Source organism: uncultured Anaerobiospirillum sp. (genome assembly GCF_902485895.1).
Lineage (GTDB): Bacteria > Pseudomonadota > Gammaproteobacteria > Enterobacterales > Succinivibrionaceae > Anaerobiospirillum > Anaerobiospirillum succiniciproducens.
In genome coordinates this window covers 15,764-32,870 of record NZ_CABTML010000115.1, presented here as the reverse complement: position 1 = coordinate 32,870, position 17,107 = coordinate 15,764, and the positions used below count along the sequence as shown (strand labels likewise).

Genomic DNA, 17,107 nt, shown 5'->3' with positions numbered 1-17,107 from the left:
GTGGCCTGGGAAGTCAACGTGAGCGTAGTGACGGGCCTCGGTATCGTACTCAACGTGTGAAGAGTTAATGGTAATACCACGTGCCTTCTCTTCTGGAGCGTTGTCGATCTGGTCGAATGCGCGAACTTCACCGCCGAACTTCTCAGCTAAAACCTTGGTTAAAGCTGCAGTTAAGGTGGTCTTACCGTGGTCAACGTGACCGATGGTGCCTACGTTTACGTGTGGCTTGGAACGGACAAACTTCTCTTTTGCCATTTTGATCTACCTATAAAGCGGGCAACAATAGTTACCCTTCTCATGTCGAATCTGTTTTGATTAGGGGTGCAGTAACTTGTTCATGAGCAAAATAGCTTGGTCTCTGTGAGATAGTTACTTGGAACACGACCCTAAAATTCTTAGATTATAACGCACTTATTGGCTAACTTGTGCAATTGACAAATTAAGTTGCAACTATTGTACACAAATAAGCTAGCAACATGGGCAATTTGCTTGGTGTTGCCAGCTTGTACAGTGCATAAAATGCGTTTAATCGATTAGTAATACTTTACGTAATTACTTGGTCTGACGAGCTGCAATAACAGCGTCAGCGATGTTCTTAGGAGCCTCAGCATAGTGACCGAACTCCATAACGTATGAAGCACGACCCTGAGTCTGAGAACGTAAGTCGGTTGCATAACCGAACATCTCAGCAAGAGGAACCATTGCACGAACGATCTTACCGGTTGGGCCGTCTTCCATGCCCTCTACCATGCCGCGACGACGGTTTAAGTCACCGATAACGTCACCCATGTACTCTTCTGGGGTATCAACCTCAACCTTCATTAAAGGCTCTAAGAGTACTGGAGTTGCCTTCATGAAGCCAGCCTTGAATGCCATGGAAGCGGCAATCTTGAAGGCCATTTCAGAAGAGTCAACTTCGTGGTAGGAACCGTCATAAACGGTAACCTTAACGTCAACAACTGGGTAACCAGCCAGAACACCGTTAGCGATCTGCTCTTGAACACCCTTATCAACTGCTGGGATGTACTCCTTAGGAATAACACCACCAACAACCTCGTTGGCGAACTCGTAGCCCTTGCCAGCCTCGAGAGGCTCGATACGTAACCAGCAGTGACCGAACTGACCACGACCACCAGACTGACGTACGAACTTGCCTTCCTGCTCAACCTTACCACGGATGGTTTCACGGTAAGCTACCTGTGGCTTACCTACGTTGCAGTCAACCTTGAACTCGCGACGCATACGGTCAACGATGATGTCGAGGTGTAACTCACCCATACCGGAAATAATGGTCTGGCCAGACTCTTCATCGGTGTGAACACGGAATGAAGGATCTTCCTGAGCAAGACGGTTTAAAGCTAAAGCCATCTTTTCCTGGTCGGACTTGGTCTTTGGCTCTACAGCTACGGAGATAACTGGCTCTGGGAACTCCATACGCTCGAGGATGATTGGAGCGCTTTCAGCACAGAGGGTATCACCAGTGGTGGTTTCCTTCAGACCGATAGCAGCAACGATGTCACCTGAGAGGATTTCCTTGATTTCCTGACGGTTGTTAGAGTGCATCTGAACTAAACGGCCGAAACGCTCGCGCTTCTGCTTTACAGAGTTCAGAACGGTATCACCAGAAGCGGCAACACCAGAGTAGCAACGCAGGAAGGTTAAGTTACCTACGAATGGATCGGTAGCGATCTTGAATGCAAGAGCTGAGAATGGAGCCTTGTCGTCGGTCTTACGCTCATCTGGCTCACCAGTTAAAGTCTCACCCTTAACAGGTGGAACGTCTACTGGTGAAGGCAGGTACATTACAACTGCGTCGAGCATTGCCTGAACACCCTTGTTCTTGAAGGCAGAGCCGCAGCACATTGGAATGATTTCGTTACGTAAAGTACGCTCACGTAAACCGCGGATAATTTCTTCCTCAGTGAGTTCCTCACCGCCGAAGTACTTATCCATTAAAGCCTCATCAGCCTCAGCAGCAGCTTCGACTAACTTAGAACGCCACTCTTCAACTTCCTCAACCATATCGGCTGGGATGTCGGTGTACTCGAAGGTTAAGCCCTGATCGGCCTCGTTCCAGTCGATAGCGCGACGCTTTAACAGGTCAACAACACCAACGAAAGTATCCTCTTTACCAATAGGTAACTGGAGAGGAACTGGGGTGCCCTTTAAGCGGGTCTGGATCTGCTCAACTACACGCAGGAAGTTAGCACCAGTACGGTCCATCTTATTTACGAAAGCAATACGTGGAACCTTGTACTTGTTAGCCTGACGCCATACAGTCTCAGACTGTGGCTGTACGCCACCTACAGCGCAGTAAACCATCACAGCACCGTCGAGAACACGCATAGAACGCTCTACTTCGATAGTAAAGTCTACGTGTCCTGGGGTATCAATGATGTTGAAACGGTACTGCTTGTCGAACTGACCAGCCATACCCTTCCAGAAACAGGTGGTAGCTGCGGAGGTAATGGTAATACCACGCTCCTGCTCCTGCTCCATCCAGTCCATGGTAGCAGCACCGTCGTGAACCTCACCTAACTTGTGGCTCTTACCGGTGTAGAACAGAATACGCTCAGTGGTAGTGGTTTTACCAGCATCAATGTGGGCACTAATACCGATGTTACGGTATAAGTTAATAGCGGTTGTACGTGCCATTTATCAGAAAAACCTCTTGTATTACCAGCGGAAGTGAGCAAAGGCCTTGTTAGCTTCTGCCATACGGTGAACATCTTCACGCTTCTTAACTGCAGAGCCTTTGTTCTCAGCTGCGTCCAACATTTCACCAGCCAGACGTAAAGCCATGGTCTTCTCATGACGCTTACGGGCTGCTTCTACTAACCAACGCATGGCTAAAGCGTTGCCGCGAGCTGGACGAACTTCTACTGGAACCTGATAGGTTGCACCGCCAACACGACGAGACTTAACCTCGACTGCTGGACGGATATGATCAAGGGCATCCTCGAACAGGGCGAGGTGCTCCTTGCCGCTCTTCTCAGAAATGGTGTCTAATGCGCCGTAAACGATGCTCTCAGCAATGGACTTCTTACCGTCTAACATTACTACATTGATGAACTTTGCGAGCAGCTCTGAACCGAACTTTGGATCAGGTAAAATCTTACGCTGACCTACAACACGACGTCTTGGCATTGATAATTCCTCGTTACTTCAGGGTTATCCAAAACAAAAAAACTTCTTATTTAACGAATTCCGCTGTCTTTGCAGGGGATTGTCCTCAAGCAACCTTGCTTATATAAAGAGGACTTTCGTTGGCTTCGTTTGGCCTTACTCTAGCGGGGAGTCGATTAAGCCTTAGGCTTCTTGACACCATACTTAGAGCGGCACTGCTTACGGTCCTTAACACCTGCGCAGTCGAGACGACCACGGATAACGTGATAACGAACACCTGGCAGATCACGAACACGACCGCCGCGAATCATTACGACGCTGTGCTCCTGAAGGTTGTGACCCTCACCGCCAATGTAAGAAGTAACTTCGTAACCGTTGGTTAAACGCACACGGCAAACCTTACGCATAGCTGAATTAGGCTTCTTAGGCTTGGTGGCGTATACACGAGTACATACACCGCGCTTCTGTGGGCAGGCTTCCAAAGCAGGTACTTTGTTCTTTGGAACTGACTTCACGCGTGGCTTACGTACTAACTGATTGATAGTAGCCATTAAATAAAATCTCCTGTTAGTCTCTAAGTTATCAATTTAGAGACAGATTTTGATTGTCTTGCGCTAGGTGAGTCTAATTAACTCATGCCCAGGCAAACAAGATCCACGTATTTTAATACTCAAGTTTACGCAAATCAATACAACATACGAAAAAAAGTAGATCAATCAAAACCGAGATTTAAGCCATTTTCGCTCAGTCAAAACTCCATATTTGTCAACAAAGCCGGCTCAAAGCCTTATGTGACGCGGATCATAGAAACTTTGAGATCAAAGTTAAACGCCAAGATCATGGCTCTTAAGATCATGAGAATAAGATCATCGGTTATATAAGCAATTAGTTGCCAAAGCCTTCAATAAATCTCCCCAAACGAATATATGAACAGATCTGTAAGCAATCTATCGGGTTGCCAATGAACAAAATGTCCTAGTAGAAAGTTGTCAGCTGGACATACACATAGCTGCAGTTGGACATAACAGCCACATGTGTCTAGCCAAGCATTGCTAATGCTTACATCTAATAATGTCAAACACATTAAGCACTTGTTAGATCTACGAATTTGTTCATACAGCGCAATGTATGCGCCTGGCTCTTGGAGCCACAGAACCTTATATAAGAGTATGGGACGTTGCTGTTAATTGCTCTGCCCTCAGCTTAGGTATGACGGCTCTGTATTGCGTGCATCCACTTAGGTATGACTATGGCGGATGGCGTGCGATCCCTTATATAAGGATGCTGGATATTGAGGGACATTGACCGCCTATAGGATATCGGCAGGATCAAAGATGTACGGAGGCTATCAATCTACTAAGATCGGCATTGGTAAGAATACGTGCATGAGTATCAAGATCAAAAAAATAAAGGCTGAGTACTAAAAGATCAGTACTCAGCCTTTTATAACAAAATTAAGCAATCGATGATGATTACTTAAAGATATTTGGATTCTCTTCCATGAAAGTGCAGCTGCCTTTCATGCCAAGATCGCAAGCTTTCTTAACTAACTCTACGATCTTAGGACCATCAGCTTTATCACCCTTTTTAGTATAGGCACCAATAGCCTGCTCACATGACACACCTGATTTAAGATCACAGCCCTTGGTGTACCACTTTGCAGCACGATCGTAATTGACCTTAACACGCTCACCCTTTAAGAAAATTTCGCCGACTTTGAGGCAGCTATTAACATCGCCTCCATTACATTTGCTCTCAAGACTCAAGATGTCCTTAGGAATACGTTGAGGGGCAGCAGATGCACTCATAGATGTGCCTAGCACAGCACAAGTTATAACAGCAGCTAAGACAGTCTTGCTAATTACCATAAAAAAACTCCATGTACGTATCTTAAACTTGCCTTCTTGCCTAAATGCAGCCAGTCCTCGTAACTACTATCTAAGCCTATGGCAACCTAAAAATAGCAAGGCAATGATACAAGTAATCCTCGTTTTTAACTTGCACTTAGATCTCATATTTAGCTTATATAAGGGCTTAAGTCGCTTTATTAGCACTATCCATATGCTTGACTGTGAGAAGATCATCACTTTACGTATCTCTTAGATCATTTCCTATAGTTTTATATGCTTGCTTCTATGCATCTAATTGGTTTTTTGCAAATATTGCAATAAAACATGCTTAGTTTAGGCCCCGGCGATCTTTAAAAGATCACCAGGCATGGCCCGCGCAAAATGTAGTATCTATGCGGCGTTAAGAAGATCAGATTAAATTTCGATGATCTTTTTATTAATCTTAGCCTTGACTAACTGCCATTACTGTCAATTGAATGGTGTAATATTGCTAAGCTTTTTTTTGTCATGCAATTGCGTTTGCATTAACTCATCACAAGACTGTTCAAATAGATCGCGCTGTAGGGTAGGAACTAACATGCTGCACCTCGTATTTAGCAAGCAGGGATTACACGACATCAAACATCTCATCAAACGTCGAGATCAGATCGTTCATATAAGTACTGACTTTATTAAACTCTACAACACGAATAAGCTTTTAAAATCTATTGAAGCAGAAAGTAATACTAATCCTTCAACTACTTATAGCCAGGCACTAGATGAAGGCACCATCATTGAGGCCTCTGAGTTAGCATCGATTGTTACTAACGCATCTTCTATAAAGAGTACTTACTAGCTCACCGCTCAACTTACCGTTCCTGACTCTCTAAGCTTTCATTATTAGAGAGTCTAAAATGCCCCTCTTTTTCTTATCTCAACACCCATCTTTCGTAAAAGACCTCTCTATTTCCTTTCGTAAAAGACCTCTCTATTTCCTTTCGTAAGCTTAGTACTGCTACTCTTTAGAGAACTTGTATCTCAAATGCCTAACTTCCTTACGAGCACTTTAAAGTTAGGCTACAAGTTGTTCTAGAACAAATGGCAAGAACAATTGTCATGTTATGTCTTGTCAACACTAAGTACGTTGAATACTTAAGTACAACAGCCTGTCTTTGCATGCCGCTAGAGCTTGAAAGCGATTTTTATCGTGTTTTTAGTGACTTTGAAATGTGTAAAGCGTCTAAAGATTAGATATGCAAAAACATGCTGATCGCGCTTTTGTAAATGATCTTAATAATGGCTTTTATGACATTGCTTGTCCTTGCAAATTCTGCAAAAACTTGCATTGAGGTCAAAAAGCAGCCCCATAGCAAAACCACGTTTTAACTGTCACAAAACTGCAGCAAAATCTTTTCATTAACGGCAATAGTCAAGACACCTTAAATTATAATTAAGCCGATAAATATCAGCTTTATATGCTAATCAAATATGCTAATTTTGTATGTTGAATTGAGTCAGCATTTTGGTAAATAAAATTTTTGTGATTGGTAAAATTTTCACCTTGATGTAAATTTTTAGGGGCGGTATACATACAAGCGATTGCCTTTCTTAGCAAGAGCAATCTTTGAAAAAAATACAAGTGCGCATCAATTCTGTGATGTAAATCCTGTTGCTTGCACTGTTTTGACAAAAAACCATGGAGGATTTGAATTAGCACTGGTTATCATGGATTCGAATTTTGGAGGATTCGATCATGTTAGAGACCGACGTAGTAATCATTGGTGGCGGTGCCACCGGTGCTGGCATCATGCGTGACTTATGTCTGCGTGGTGTTAAAGCTATTTTGGTAGAGCGAGGCGACTTAGGTTGCGGTACTAGCTCACGTTTCCACGGACTTTTACACTCAGGTGCGCGTTATGCCGTAAAAGACAGCAATGCAGCTATCGAGTGTATCGAAGAGAACAAGATTTTACGTAAGATTGCTCCAGAGTGTGTGGAGCCAATCAAGTCAATCTTCATCCGTACTCCAGAAGATGACGAAGCTTACGAGTCACTGTGGGTACAAGCTTGTGCTCGTGCTGGCATTAGTGCTGAGCCTCTGACTGTTGAGCAGACTCTCGAGATGGAGCCGAACATCTCTCCAAAAATCAAATCCGCCTACCTATGTCCTGGCGCTGCCATCGACGGCTTCCGTCTTTTATGGCACATCTTCGACAGTTCCGTAAAGCTTGGCGGCAAACTGCTTACCTACACTAATGTGGTTGCAATCAATTCCTCTAACGGTGTTATCGAGGGTGTTACCGTTCAGGACAAATACACCAAAGAGACCTACAAGATCGCATGTAAGTATCTTATCAATGCATCTGGTCCATGGTGTTCACAAGTAGCAGGCTTAGCTGGCATTGACATTAACATCAAGCCATCTAAGGGCACCTTGATTGCCTTTAACCACCGCATTAGTACCAATGTGATCCACCGTCTGCACAAGCCAGCTGATGCTGACATCTTTGTGCCACACGGTACCGTGACCATTTTAGGTACTACTTCTATGGATGCTGATCCTGATGATTCAAGCACCACTCAAGAAGAAGTACGTGCCATGATGGAAATTGGTAAGGCTACTTTCGAAGACTTAGAAAAATACCGCATTTTACGTGTATTCGCTGGCTGCCGTCCTCTGTATGCAGGTGATGATAAGAATGCCTCTGGACGTGCAGTATCTCGTGATTTCGTAGCTTTAGATCATGGTCAGCGTGACGGTCTTAAGAACTTTATGTCTGTATGCGGCGGCAAGTTCACAACTCATCGACAGATGGCTGAAAAGGTCTGTGACATGATTTGCCCAGTCCTTGGTAACACCAAGAAGTGCACCACAGCAAGTGTCATGTTAACTGAGGCCCCATCTAAAGAACTGATGGAGCGTGCACGTAAGGTATTCCCTGCTTACGGCGTTGAATTATCCGAGCATCGCCAGGGTGCTGATCGCTTCTCTAAGATTGTAAGCAAGATCGAGCATGACAAGGATCAAGGCGAAATCATTTGTGAGTGCGAGAACGTAACTCGTGCAGAAGTTGAGATGGTGGCTCAAGAGCCTACTACTCACTCCATCTCTGATTTACGTCGTCGTACCCGTCTTGGTATGGGTACTTGCCAAGGTACTTTCTGTACCTACCGTGCTGTTGGTACCGTTCAAGAGGTTACCGATCGTTGGACTTCCAACACCAAGGAATTATTTAAAGAGTTCCTTGAGGCTCGTTGGAAAGGCATTCGCCCTGTTATGTGGGGCAATCAGATTCGCGATGTTGAACTTACTCGTGGTATCTACGAGGTATCTTTAAACATCAATAAAGAAGGCGAGACTGTAAATGACAGCATCAAGCCTTCTGCTAAAGAAGCAACCACAGCCAAAGCCCCTCAAGCGGCCAAGGCAGTTACCCCAGCACCAAAAGCTGAGGTAAAAGCACCTGCCGCACCTAAGGCAGCAAATGCAGAGGCTAAAGCCCCTGCTGCTCCAAAGGCTGCACCTGTAGCTCCAAAGGCTCATGCAAAGGCCGAGGCACCTGCAGCTGCACAAGCAAAGGCTGCTGCACCTAGTGGTGATGCCCAGATGCAAATTAAGGTAACTAAGAGGGCTGACAAAGCCGCTATTCAAGCTCAGGTTAAGGAGGGCAAATAATGGCTAAGGTTCTCGTTGTCGGAGCAGGTATCTCTGGTTTGCTCTCAGCTTGCTATGCAGCAAAAGCTGGTCATGAAGTTAAAGTTTTAACCTACGGCTTAGGTGCTCTTACCGTAGCTGGCGGTATCATCGATATTTTTGGCTACGATGAGCAAGGCAATGCTGTTGCTGATCCTTTAGCCCATATCGACACATTACAAAAGCCACATCCTTATGCCCTTATGGGGTCTAAGCGAGTATCAGAGGGTCTTGAGGCATTTAAAGAGCTTACTGCCTCACAAAACTACACCTACTTGGGCGATGGTCATACTAACCATCGTGTGCCAACTGCAATTGGCTCTTTCAAACCATCAGGTTTAATTCCTCCAAGTATCGATTCAACTGAGATCTTCAAGCGTAAGAAGATCTTGGTGGTAGGTTTTGACTTACTCAAAGACTACTATCCAAAGCTCATTGCCAAGAATCTCCAGCATTACTTTGGCGATACAAAAGAAGTTAAGGTCAAGAACATCATCTTACACAACTGGCCAACAGGAAAAGGCTATCGTGATGTAAGTGCTCTTGATCTTGCCCGTGAGCTTGAAACTGATTTAGGTCGTCTCAATTTTGTTGAGCAGCTTAAGGGTCACGTTGATGAAGACACCTCCATCATCCTGCCTCCTGTTTTAGGTGAGCGCCCAGAGCTCTCTGCCATGATTCAAAATGAGCTTGAAGAGCGCCTAAAGACCAAATTAGTTGAAGTGTCTTCCATCCCTCCATCAGTAACTGGTTTACGTTTAGACAAGTTACTTCGCAAAGAGTGTATGGATTTAGGTGTCGATATCATTGAGAAAGCCCAAGTAATTGGCTACACCTCAGTTGCCGATGCCTCAGATAGCCTCAAGGGCGACAAGAGAGCTGCTGCAAGCAAGGTATGCAAGACCCTAATTACTGGAGGTTTTGGCCATACTCATGAATATGCTGCAGATGCAGTCATTGTTGCTACTGGCGGTTTCTTCAGCTCTGGCTTGGTAACTCAGATGGGCCGTATGTTTGAGCCTATCTTTGATATCAATATTCCAGTGCCACAAGATCAAAAAGACTGGTCACATCAGTACTTATTCTGTGGCAAACCACAGCCTTTTGCCTCTTATGGCGTAGCTGTTAATGAGAACTTACAACCTATCGATCCTACTGGTGAAGTTCTGTTTACCAATGTGCAGTTTGTCGGACGCAGCTTACGTGGTTACGACTTCTGCTTTGAAAAGTCGGGTAATGGCGTTGCAGTAACTACTGCTTACCATGCAGTTACTCAACTTGAAGAAGTTTTAAAACAAACCGAAGCACTAACCGCATCACTGTACTAGGAGGTCAAAATGGGAACCAAGATTAGACAAGAGAATCCCGATGCATGCATTAGCTGCAACATCTGTTTGACCGCCTGTCCAGTGGCCAAAGCATCAAGACTTTATCGCGGCCCTAAGCTCAACGGTCCTGCACTTACCCGTATGCGTAAGCTCGTGGATGATGATGACGCTGTAGTTAAGTACTGCTCTAACTGCAAAAACTGCGATCGTGTGTGTCCATCTGGCACCTCAATCTCAGCTTTCAACATGAAGGCACGCTATGAGTACTTCAAGCATCATGAGCATGATCCAGCTGATCTCATCTTAAGCAACAATGAGAACATGGGTAAGCTGATGACCTCCATTCCTTTTGTTTCTGCAACATGCGCAAACTTAGGTATGAAGGTAGCAGGCAAGATCGGTGTGCTAGGCAAAATGGGTTTAGGCAACGAGGCTCCTCTGCCAAGCTATGCCACCATGAACTTTGCTACCCGCTTTAAGCTCTACAAGCAGCCAAGCTGTACTACTAAAGTTCTCTTCTTCCCAGGATGCTACGTTAACTACAATGCACCTGATGTAGGTATGGCTTTAGTTGAGATCTTAAACCGTAACAACATCGAGGTGATTGTTGATAAGCGTCTGTCTTGCTGCGGTTCTCCAATCTTATCTACTGGTTATTTAGACAAGGTTGAAAAGCACGCTGTAAGCAATGTTAAGGTTTTAGCAGAATACGCTAAGCAGGGTATCGACATTGTTACAACCTGCACCACCTGCTCACTGTTCTTAAAGCAAGAATACGAAGAGCTCTTCAACATTAAAGAAGTTGAAGATTACAAAGATCACGTCTGGGATACCTCTGAGTACCTCATGATGCGTAATGCCAAGGGCATGCTCGTTAAGAGCTTTGGCACCATTAAGAAAAATGTTGCCTACCACACCGCCTGCCACCTTAAGGTTCAGGGCTTTGGCCGTCCATCACTGGATCTGCTTAAGTTTGTACCTGGTGTAGAGGTTGAAGACTTGCAAGCTGGCTGCTGCGGTCTGTCTGGTGTCTACGGTTACAAGAAAGAGACTGCTCCTATTGGCCGTGTCATTGGTACTACCCTTAGAGAAAAGCTCACTGCTAGTGAGGCAGATGTAGGACTTAGTGAGTGCAATATCTGTCGCTTGCAGATGGAAAATGGTACTGGCAAGAAAGCAATCCACCCATTAATGCTGCTGCGCGACTCTTATCGCAAACGTGCTGATGGCTAACTAGTTCCAATCACACTTAATTGCGGTGAAGTCCCGAGCTTCACCGCGCATAGCTTGTGAATTGGCCACTTCAAATAACGTGCTTATGTTTGCAACTTAACTCCTAGGCAAACATAAGCTACCTTAGGCTAAAACTTAGCCTTGGCAATAAAGAATTTGCAGTTGCCCAGCTGCATCTACACCAACCTCTAGGTACATGTAAACTCAAAGCTCTTGCCCTTGTTCATGAGCAAGCGCTCTTGATGTGCGCCTGTATAACTGTAAAGGTCAGTGCGCTTGAATATGTTCAGGCATAGCTAAAGACAATGCCTGAGCGTGTTTTAGCTCAATGGTGTTTTACCTTTAGGTAGTGGGCTATTTATTGTTGTTGTTTTGTGTCCCAAACCTTGTTGTGTGTGTTTAAAATTTTTGGGTGTTGTTGTGGATTGAGGCAACATCTAAAAGAGACGCCAAAGGCATCTTATTGCACCGTGTCAACTTGGACCGATTAACGGGGCAAAGGAGTTTCCATGCTCAAGTTTTTACAGCCAGCTCCACATATCGAGCGACTGCCAAAAGAGCAGATTGATCCTACCTATAGAAAGCTGCGTTGGCAGATTTTTATGGGTATTTTCTTTGGTTATGCGGCTTACTACTTAGTTCGTAAGAACTTCGCGTTAGCTATTCCTTACTTACAGGAGGAAGGATTTACCAAGGCTGACTTAGGTTTTGCTCTGTCTGCAATTTCTATTGCATACGGCTTCTCTAAGTTCATCTCAGGTTCTTTTTCAGATCGTTCTAACCCACGTATCTTCTTACCATTAGGTCTGATCCTCTCTGGTGCCATTATGCTCTTAATGGGCTTTGTACCATGGGCTACCTCATCTATCACAGTAATGTTCGTCTTACTGTTCTTATGCGGTTGGTTCCAAGGTATGGGTTGGCCTCCATGCGGTCGTACCATGGTTCACTGGTGGTCACAAAAAGAACGTGGCGGTATCGTTTCAGTCTGGAACTGTGCTCATAACATCGGCGGTGGTTTACCTCCTCTGCTCTTCTTATGGGGTATGTACCTGTTCTCAGATTGGCACTCTGCTTTCTACATGCCAGCAATCGGTACTTTCATCGTTGCCGTATTTGCTTACATGACCATGCGTGACACCCCACAGTCTTGTGGTCTGCCACCAATTGAAGAGTACAAGAACGATTACCCATCTGACTACTCTGAGAAGAACGAGCAAGAGCTTACTGCAAAGCAGATCTTCATGACCTATGTTTTCCCTAACAAGGCTCTGTGGCTCATTGCTATTGCAAACGTATTCGTTTACTTACTGCGCTATGGCGTACTTGACTGGTCCCCAACTTACTTACGTGAAGTTAAGGATCTGACCTTAGACCACTCCTCATGGGCTTACTTCCTCTATGAGTATGCTGGTATCCCAGGCACCTTATTCTGCGGCTGGGTATCAGATAAGGTCTTCAAGGGTAACCGTGGTTTAACCGGCGTGTTCTTCATGGTTCTCGTAACCATCGCTACCGCTGTGTTCTACTTCAACCCAGCTGGTCACGCAGCTATCGATATGGCTTGCATGATCATCATCGGCTTCTTAATTTACGGCCCAGTTATGCTCATCGGTCTACACGCCCTTGAGCTTGCCCATAAGAAGGCTGCTGGTACTGCTGCAGGCTTTACTGGTCTGTTCGGTTACTTAGGTGGTTCTGTTGCAGCATCCGCCCTCATGGGTTGGACTGTTGAGCACTTTGGTTGGGATGCTGGCTTTGGCATCTTAATCGGCGGTTCTGCTCTTGCAGTTGTATTACTGTTAATCGTAACCGTCACCGAAGGTGCTACTAAGCGCAAGATTGCTGCTGAGTCTGCTGCCGAAGAGAACAAGTAATCGCGTTTAATAAAACTCAATCCCAAGCTGTACCGCTTAATGCGGTGCAGCTTTGTGAAAGTTAAATCTGTACTTTTGTTAGTAAGACTTCTTAGAAGGTTTTACTCACAAGAGATCAGTTGTGACTGGAGAATTGGCAATTGACTCTTACTTGAGCTTGGGCATATACGATATTTGATAAATGCTTAAGCTTAGGATCTTACATTCAGGCTTTCGTTTATACGAAATGCTAAATGAAACTAGCTTAACTACTGCTTTGGCCGAAACGAGACTTATATAAAGCCACGTAGCTACCAAAGTCTCTTTGCTCTTACTTATGTTTAGCTAGCTTCACTTGAGCAGGAGTATTACTTTTTATCTAAAGCTGTGAGCTTTAGATGCTGACTGTGATTGCCTGGATATCTATAACACTGAGGCACCTCAAGTTTTCACGGGTGACCTTTGATTGTAGTAATAAAAGAGGAATAACTATGGCAAAGTACGTAATGGCTTTAGATGCAGGTACTACTAGTAACCGCGCCATTCTTTTCAATCAGAAGGGCGAAGTTTGCTCTGTAGCACAGCGCGCATTCACTCAGTACTTCCCTAAGCCAGGTTGGGTTGAGCACAACGCCGATGAGATCTGGGCATCTCAGTTAGGTGTTGCTGTTGAAGCTTTAAACAAGATCAGCGCTACTGCTGAAGACATCGCTGCTATTGGTATTACCAACCAGCGTGAAACCTCCATTGTTTGGGACAAGAACACCGGCGAGCCTATCTACAACGCTATCGTTTGGCAGTGCCGTCGTACTTCTGCTTACTGTGACTCTTTAAAAGAGAAGGGCTTAACCGATAAGTTCCGTGAGAAGACCGGTCTGGTTATCGATGCTTACTTCTCTGGCACTAAGATCAAGTGGATCTTAGACAACGTAGAGGGTGCTCGTGAGCGTGCCGAGAAGGGTGAACTCTTATTCGGTACTGTTGACACATGGCTCATCTGGAAGCTCACTAAGGGTAAGGTTCACGTAACTGACTACTCCAACGCTTCCCGTACCATGCTCTTTAACATCAACACTTTAGAGTGGGATGATGAGATCTTAGCTGAGCTGGACATTCCTCGTTGCATGCTTCCTGAGGTTAAGCCATCAAGCTGCGTATACGGTACTACTGACTGCTTAGGCGGTGAAGTAAAGATCGCAGGTGCTGCAGGTGACCAGCAGGCTGCTTTATTCGGTCAGACCTGTTTCTTCCCTGGTGAGGCTAAGAACACCTACGGTACTGGCTGCTTCTTACTCATGAACACTGGTGAAAAGCCTGTATTCTCAAAGAATGGTCTGGTTACCACCATTGCATGGGGTGTTGACGGCAAGGTTAACTACGCTCTTGAGGGATCTATCTTCGTTGCTGGTGCTGCTATTCAGTGGCTGCGTGACGAGATGCACCTCATCGATTCTTCAATCGATTCTGAGTACATGGCATCTAAGGTTAAGGACACCAACGGCTGCTACGTTGTTCCTGCTTTCACCGGCCTTGGCGCTCCACACTGGGATCAGTACGCACGTGGTACCATCGTTGGTATTACCCGTGGTGTAAACAAGTCCCACATCATCAGAGCTACCTTAGAGTCTCTTGCTTATCAGACTAATGACGTTATTAACGCCATGAAGGCTGACTCCGGCATCGAGCTTAAGTCTCTGAAGGTTGACGGCGGTGCTTCTGCTAACAACCTGCTCATGCAGATTCAATCTGACATCATCGCTGCTCCAGTACTCCGTCCACAGTGCGTTGAAACCACTGCTATGGGTGCTGCTTACCTTGCTGGTCTGGCTGTTGGCTACTGGACTTCTAAGGAAGACGTAATTCAGAACTGGGCTATCGCACGTACCTTCGAGCCTGAGATCACTGAAGAGGATCGTGCAAAGCGTATTAAGGGCTGGAACAAGGCCTTAACTTACGCACATGGTTGGGCAAAGGACGAGGACTAATATTATGATGCCATATATTGCTGAATTCCTAGGTACCGCCCTGCTCTTAATGCTCGGTAACTCCAACGTTTGTAACTGTATCTTAAGAAAGTCAGGTATGTCTGGCGCAGGCCCTGTGATGATTAACTTCGGCTGGGGTTTTGCAGTTATGGTTCCTGCTTTCATCTTCGGCGCATCTTCAGGTGCTCACTTCAACCCTGCTTTAACTGTAGCTTTAGCTTTAAATGGCACCTTTGACTGGGCCATGGTTCCAGGCTATTTCGTAGCTCAGATGGCAGGTGCTTTCACTGGTGGTTGCTTAGCATGGCTCCTGTGGAAGGATCACCTTGATGATGAAGAAGATCCAAACAAGAAGCTTGGTGTATTCTGCACCTCACCATCCATTCCTAACCGTTTCCGTAACTTCGTATCTGAGATCCTCGGTACTTTCTTACTCGTATTTGCCATCCTTGGCATCTCTCAGGTTCAGGGTTTAGCAACTGGTTTAAGCTACATCTATGTATGGGCAATCATCGTTGTTATCGGTATGTGTATGGGTGGTCTGACTGGATTTGCCATCAACCCAGCTCGTGACATGGGTCCTCGTTTAGCTCACTTTGTTCTTCCTATCAAGAACAAGCGTGACTCCAACTTCGGTTACTCCGTAGTTCCATTCGTAGGTCCATTCATTGGTGGTGCATTAGGTACTATCGTATACAACGCCATCCCATGGGCTGCAATGTAAGTTACTACTTTCGACACAGTCAGAAGTAATATCCTGCAGAGGGGGCTGCTGCAAGAAAGCCCCCTCTTTTAAATTATCCGTTTTTTTGGGCTAAGCTGCCGAAGGCAGCTTAGCTTTTTTATTTGTCCTGCCCCAATAGCTCCCGCTCTCTTAGCTTGAATAACCCGGCTATCTGCCCTATCTCTTAAGCCATAACAGCCCAGCAGTCTGCCCTATTTCTTTTGCTCTATCACGCCCGATAACACTATTTGTGCACAATGATCGCCACGAGGCAAGATCAGGCTTAATAAAGATCTGGGTTTTAAAGCCTAGACTGTAAAGTTTTGAGCTACCTCAATAAGCTCAAGATCTCGGTACTCATTAGCCGTAATAACCTTAGCAAAGTCCAAGATCGCGCTTGTAGCACTCTTAGATTGCAAGCTGCTTGCAACACTAGTGTCTAACTCCGTCGCTACATTAGTGTCTAGCGCCGTCGCTACATTTGACGGTGCGAGCACGAAGGTTGGAATTTCGTAAAGCTCAAGCTGCTTAAACTTCTTTATTAAAGACTCGCCTAAGCACTCTTGTAAGATGGTCGCGTTAAGATCTGCTCTCTCCATGAAGATGGCACTACATGGTACCTCTAGATCTGCAGCATTTAAGAGGAGATCTAAACCTTGCTCATAACGTAGCCTAAGCTCGCCTATCGTTGTGTCATTTAAAGAAGCTGCATCTTGCTGCGCTTGTGATGATGAGGTGGCGGCGAAGTTATGCAGGCTTTCAAAGTAAACAACTATAGTTACCATGTAATCACCTTCTCATCCTTGCGATTGAGCAGAGCTAAGATCTCCATATAACCTGAAAATTCAAAACCCTCTGCGAGCATGCTTTGCTCAGTTAAACCTCTTGATCTTGCGGCTTTACCGCACACGAGCAGTTTAGCGCCATGATCTAAGGCTAGCTTTTGATACAGTTTAGTAAGCTTGTGGATCTTCTCCATATCATCATTTGTCATGGCACTTTGAGGTCCAAAACAATTAGATAGCATGCTCGTATTAGCTGCAGCAAGGGGGGCAGCCGCTCCCATAAAAATCAAAGCACCGATTGTTCTCTTGTCCTCAACACTTGCAATCATGTCGATAAGGCTCTGATGGCCATGAGTGAGTGTAGCTGGGCAGTTGATGATAAAGCTCTCTTTCACATACGACTCCGAACAAGATTTAGGTAAAACCCAAGCTTTCAAGCTTAGAACTATAAAGCTAAACAAGCTAAAAATAGTTTAAGGCTGGCACTTATCTTACTAACTTTGCGATCGCATGGAATATTTGGTGAAAAAAAAGGCCGCAAGCTTGA

The 17,107-nt window shown here is 45.2% G+C and carries 14 protein-coding genes; 7 read left to right on the top strand and 7 right to left on the bottom strand.

What is annotated here, in order from left to right; translation table 11 throughout:
* The 5 genes from RDO37_RS10105 to RDO37_RS10085 all read right to left on the bottom strand — a co-directional run.
* Positions 1 to 255, bottom strand: a 255-nt coding sequence (locus tag RDO37_RS10105) for a GTP-binding protein (protein ID WP_308498993.1), incomplete at its 3' end; no start/stop codon positions are given.
* Between the two features lie 297 nt (positions 256 to 552).
* Positions 553 to 2,655 (bottom strand): elongation factor G, encoded by a 2,103-nt coding sequence (gene fusA / locus RDO37_RS10100; protein WP_308498992.1) that lies wholly within the window; start codon positions 2,653 to 2,655, stop codon positions 553 to 555.
* Positions 2,656 to 2,676: 21 nt separating this feature from the next.
* Positions 2,677 to 3,147 (bottom strand): 30S ribosomal protein S7, encoded by a 471-nt coding sequence (gene rpsG, locus RDO37_RS10095; protein WP_027939745.1) that lies wholly within the window; start codon positions 3,145 to 3,147, stop codon positions 2,677 to 2,679.
* Between the two features lie 155 nt (positions 3,148 to 3,302).
* Entirely contained in the window at positions 3,303 to 3,677 is a 375-nt protein-coding gene (rpsL, locus tag RDO37_RS10090) for a 30S ribosomal protein S12 (RefSeq protein WP_027939744.1), read from the bottom strand.
* 921 nt (positions 3,678 to 4,598) lie between these two features.
* Positions 4,599 to 4,994 carry a tetratricopeptide repeat protein gene (locus RDO37_RS10085; protein ID WP_052338974.1) on the bottom strand — a complete coding sequence of 132 codons (396 nt, stop codon included), beginning with the start codon at positions 4,992 to 4,994 and terminating at the stop codon, positions 4,599 to 4,601.
* A gap of 559 nt (positions 4,995 to 5,553) precedes the next feature.
* Between RDO37_RS10085 and RDO37_RS10080 the strand changes: the two genes are divergently transcribed.
* The 7 genes from RDO37_RS10080 to RDO37_RS10050 all read left to right on the top strand — a co-directional run bounded on the left by RDO37_RS10080 (position 5,554) and on the right by RDO37_RS10050 (position 15,775).
* Positions 5,554 to 5,811, top strand: coding sequence for a hypothetical protein (locus RDO37_RS10080; protein ID WP_027939743.1), 258 nt, complete (start codon positions 5,554 to 5,556; stop codon positions 5,809 to 5,811).
* An 897-nt stretch (positions 5,812 to 6,708) separates the two neighbouring features.
* Positions 6,709 to 8,631, top strand: coding sequence for an anaerobic glycerol-3-phosphate dehydrogenase subunit GlpA (gene glpA, locus RDO37_RS10075; protein ID WP_308498991.1), 1,923 nt, complete (start codon positions 6,709 to 6,711; stop codon positions 8,629 to 8,631).
* The gene (gene glpB, locus RDO37_RS10070) at positions 8,631 to 9,977 is read left to right on the top strand and encodes an anaerobic glycerol-3-phosphate dehydrogenase subunit GlpB (RefSeq protein WP_308498990.1); all 1,347 of its coding nucleotides are present in this window, start codon (positions 8,631 to 8,633) and stop codon (positions 9,975 to 9,977) included. The genes glpA and glpB overlap by 1 nt, the downstream gene beginning before the upstream one ends.
* Before the next feature lie 9 nt (positions 9,978 to 9,986).
* Positions 9,987 to 11,210 carry an anaerobic glycerol-3-phosphate dehydrogenase subunit C gene (locus tag RDO37_RS10065; protein ID WP_308498989.1) on the top strand — a complete coding sequence of 408 codons (1,224 nt, stop codon included), beginning with the start codon at positions 9,987 to 9,989 and terminating at the stop codon, positions 11,208 to 11,210.
* Between the two features lie 509 nt (positions 11,211 to 11,719).
* On the top strand, positions 11,720 to 13,087 hold the full coding sequence (gene glpT, locus RDO37_RS10060) for a glycerol-3-phosphate transporter (protein WP_308498988.1): 1,368 nt from the start codon (positions 11,720 to 11,722) through the stop codon (positions 13,085 to 13,087).
* Between the two features lie 470 nt (positions 13,088 to 13,557).
* Positions 13,558 to 15,051 (top strand): glycerol kinase GlpK, encoded by a 1,494-nt coding sequence (gene glpK / locus RDO37_RS10055; protein WP_027939739.1) that lies wholly within the window; start codon positions 13,558 to 13,560, stop codon positions 15,049 to 15,051.
* Positions 15,052 to 15,055: 4 nt separating this feature from the next.
* The gene (locus RDO37_RS10050) at positions 15,056 to 15,775 is read left to right on the top strand and encodes an MIP/aquaporin family protein (RefSeq protein ID WP_281709826.1); all 720 of its coding nucleotides are present in this window, start codon (positions 15,056 to 15,058) and stop codon (positions 15,773 to 15,775) included.
* 308 nt (positions 15,776 to 16,083) lie between these two features.
* Here RDO37_RS10050 and RDO37_RS10045 read toward each other — a convergent pair whose 3' ends face one another.
* Together RDO37_RS10045 and RDO37_RS10040 are read right to left on the bottom strand one after the other, a co-directional pair.
* Entirely contained in the window at positions 16,084 to 16,560 is a 477-nt protein-coding gene (locus RDO37_RS10045) for a hypothetical protein (RefSeq protein WP_308498987.1), read from the bottom strand.
* Positions 16,554 to 16,955, bottom strand: coding sequence for a DsrE family protein (locus tag RDO37_RS10040; protein ID WP_308498986.1), 402 nt, complete (start codon positions 16,953 to 16,955; stop codon positions 16,554 to 16,556). The genes RDO37_RS10045 and RDO37_RS10040 overlap by 7 nt, the downstream gene beginning before the upstream one ends.
* Positions 16,956 to 17,107 lie beyond the last annotated feature (152 nt).

Bases quoted from the DNA above. Each gene is read 5' to 3' on its own strand.
- glpT (WP_308498988.1), top strand. From the start codon at position 11,720: ATGCTCAAGTTTTTACAGCCAGCTCCACATATCGAGCGACTGCCAAAA.
- RDO37_RS10065 (WP_308498989.1), top strand. From the start codon at position 9,987: ATGGGAACCAAGATTAGACAAGAGAATCCCGATGCATGCATTAGCTGC.
- RDO37_RS10080 (WP_027939743.1), top strand. From the start codon at position 5,554: ATGCTGCACCTCGTATTTAGCAAGCAGGGATTACACGACATCAAACAT.
- RDO37_RS10085 (WP_052338974.1), bottom strand. From the start codon at position 4,994: ATGGTAATTAGCAAGACTGTCTTAGCTGCTGTTATAACTTGTGCTGTG.
- RDO37_RS10050 (WP_281709826.1), top strand. From the start codon at position 15,056: ATGATGCCATATATTGCTGAATTCCTAGGTACCGCCCTGCTCTTAATG.
- rpsG (WP_027939745.1), bottom strand. From the start codon at position 3,147: ATGCCAAGACGTCGTGTTGTAGGTCAGCGTAAGATTTTACCTGATCCA.
- glpK (WP_027939739.1), top strand. From the start codon at position 13,558: ATGGCAAAGTACGTAATGGCTTTAGATGCAGGTACTACTAGTAACCGC.
- RDO37_RS10045 (WP_308498987.1), bottom strand. From the start codon at position 16,560: ATGGTAACTATAGTTGTTTACTTTGAAAGCCTGCATAACTTCGCCGCC.
- fusA (WP_308498992.1), bottom strand. From the start codon at position 2,655: ATGGCACGTACAACCGCTATTAACTTATACCGTAACATCGGTATTAGT.
- glpB (WP_308498990.1), top strand. From the start codon at position 8,631: ATGGCTAAGGTTCTCGTTGTCGGAGCAGGTATCTCTGGTTTGCTCTCA.
- glpA (WP_308498991.1), top strand. From the start codon at position 6,709: ATGTTAGAGACCGACGTAGTAATCATTGGTGGCGGTGCCACCGGTGCT.
- rpsL (WP_027939744.1), bottom strand. From the start codon at position 3,677: ATGGCTACTATCAATCAGTTAGTACGTAAGCCACGCGTGAAGTCAGTT.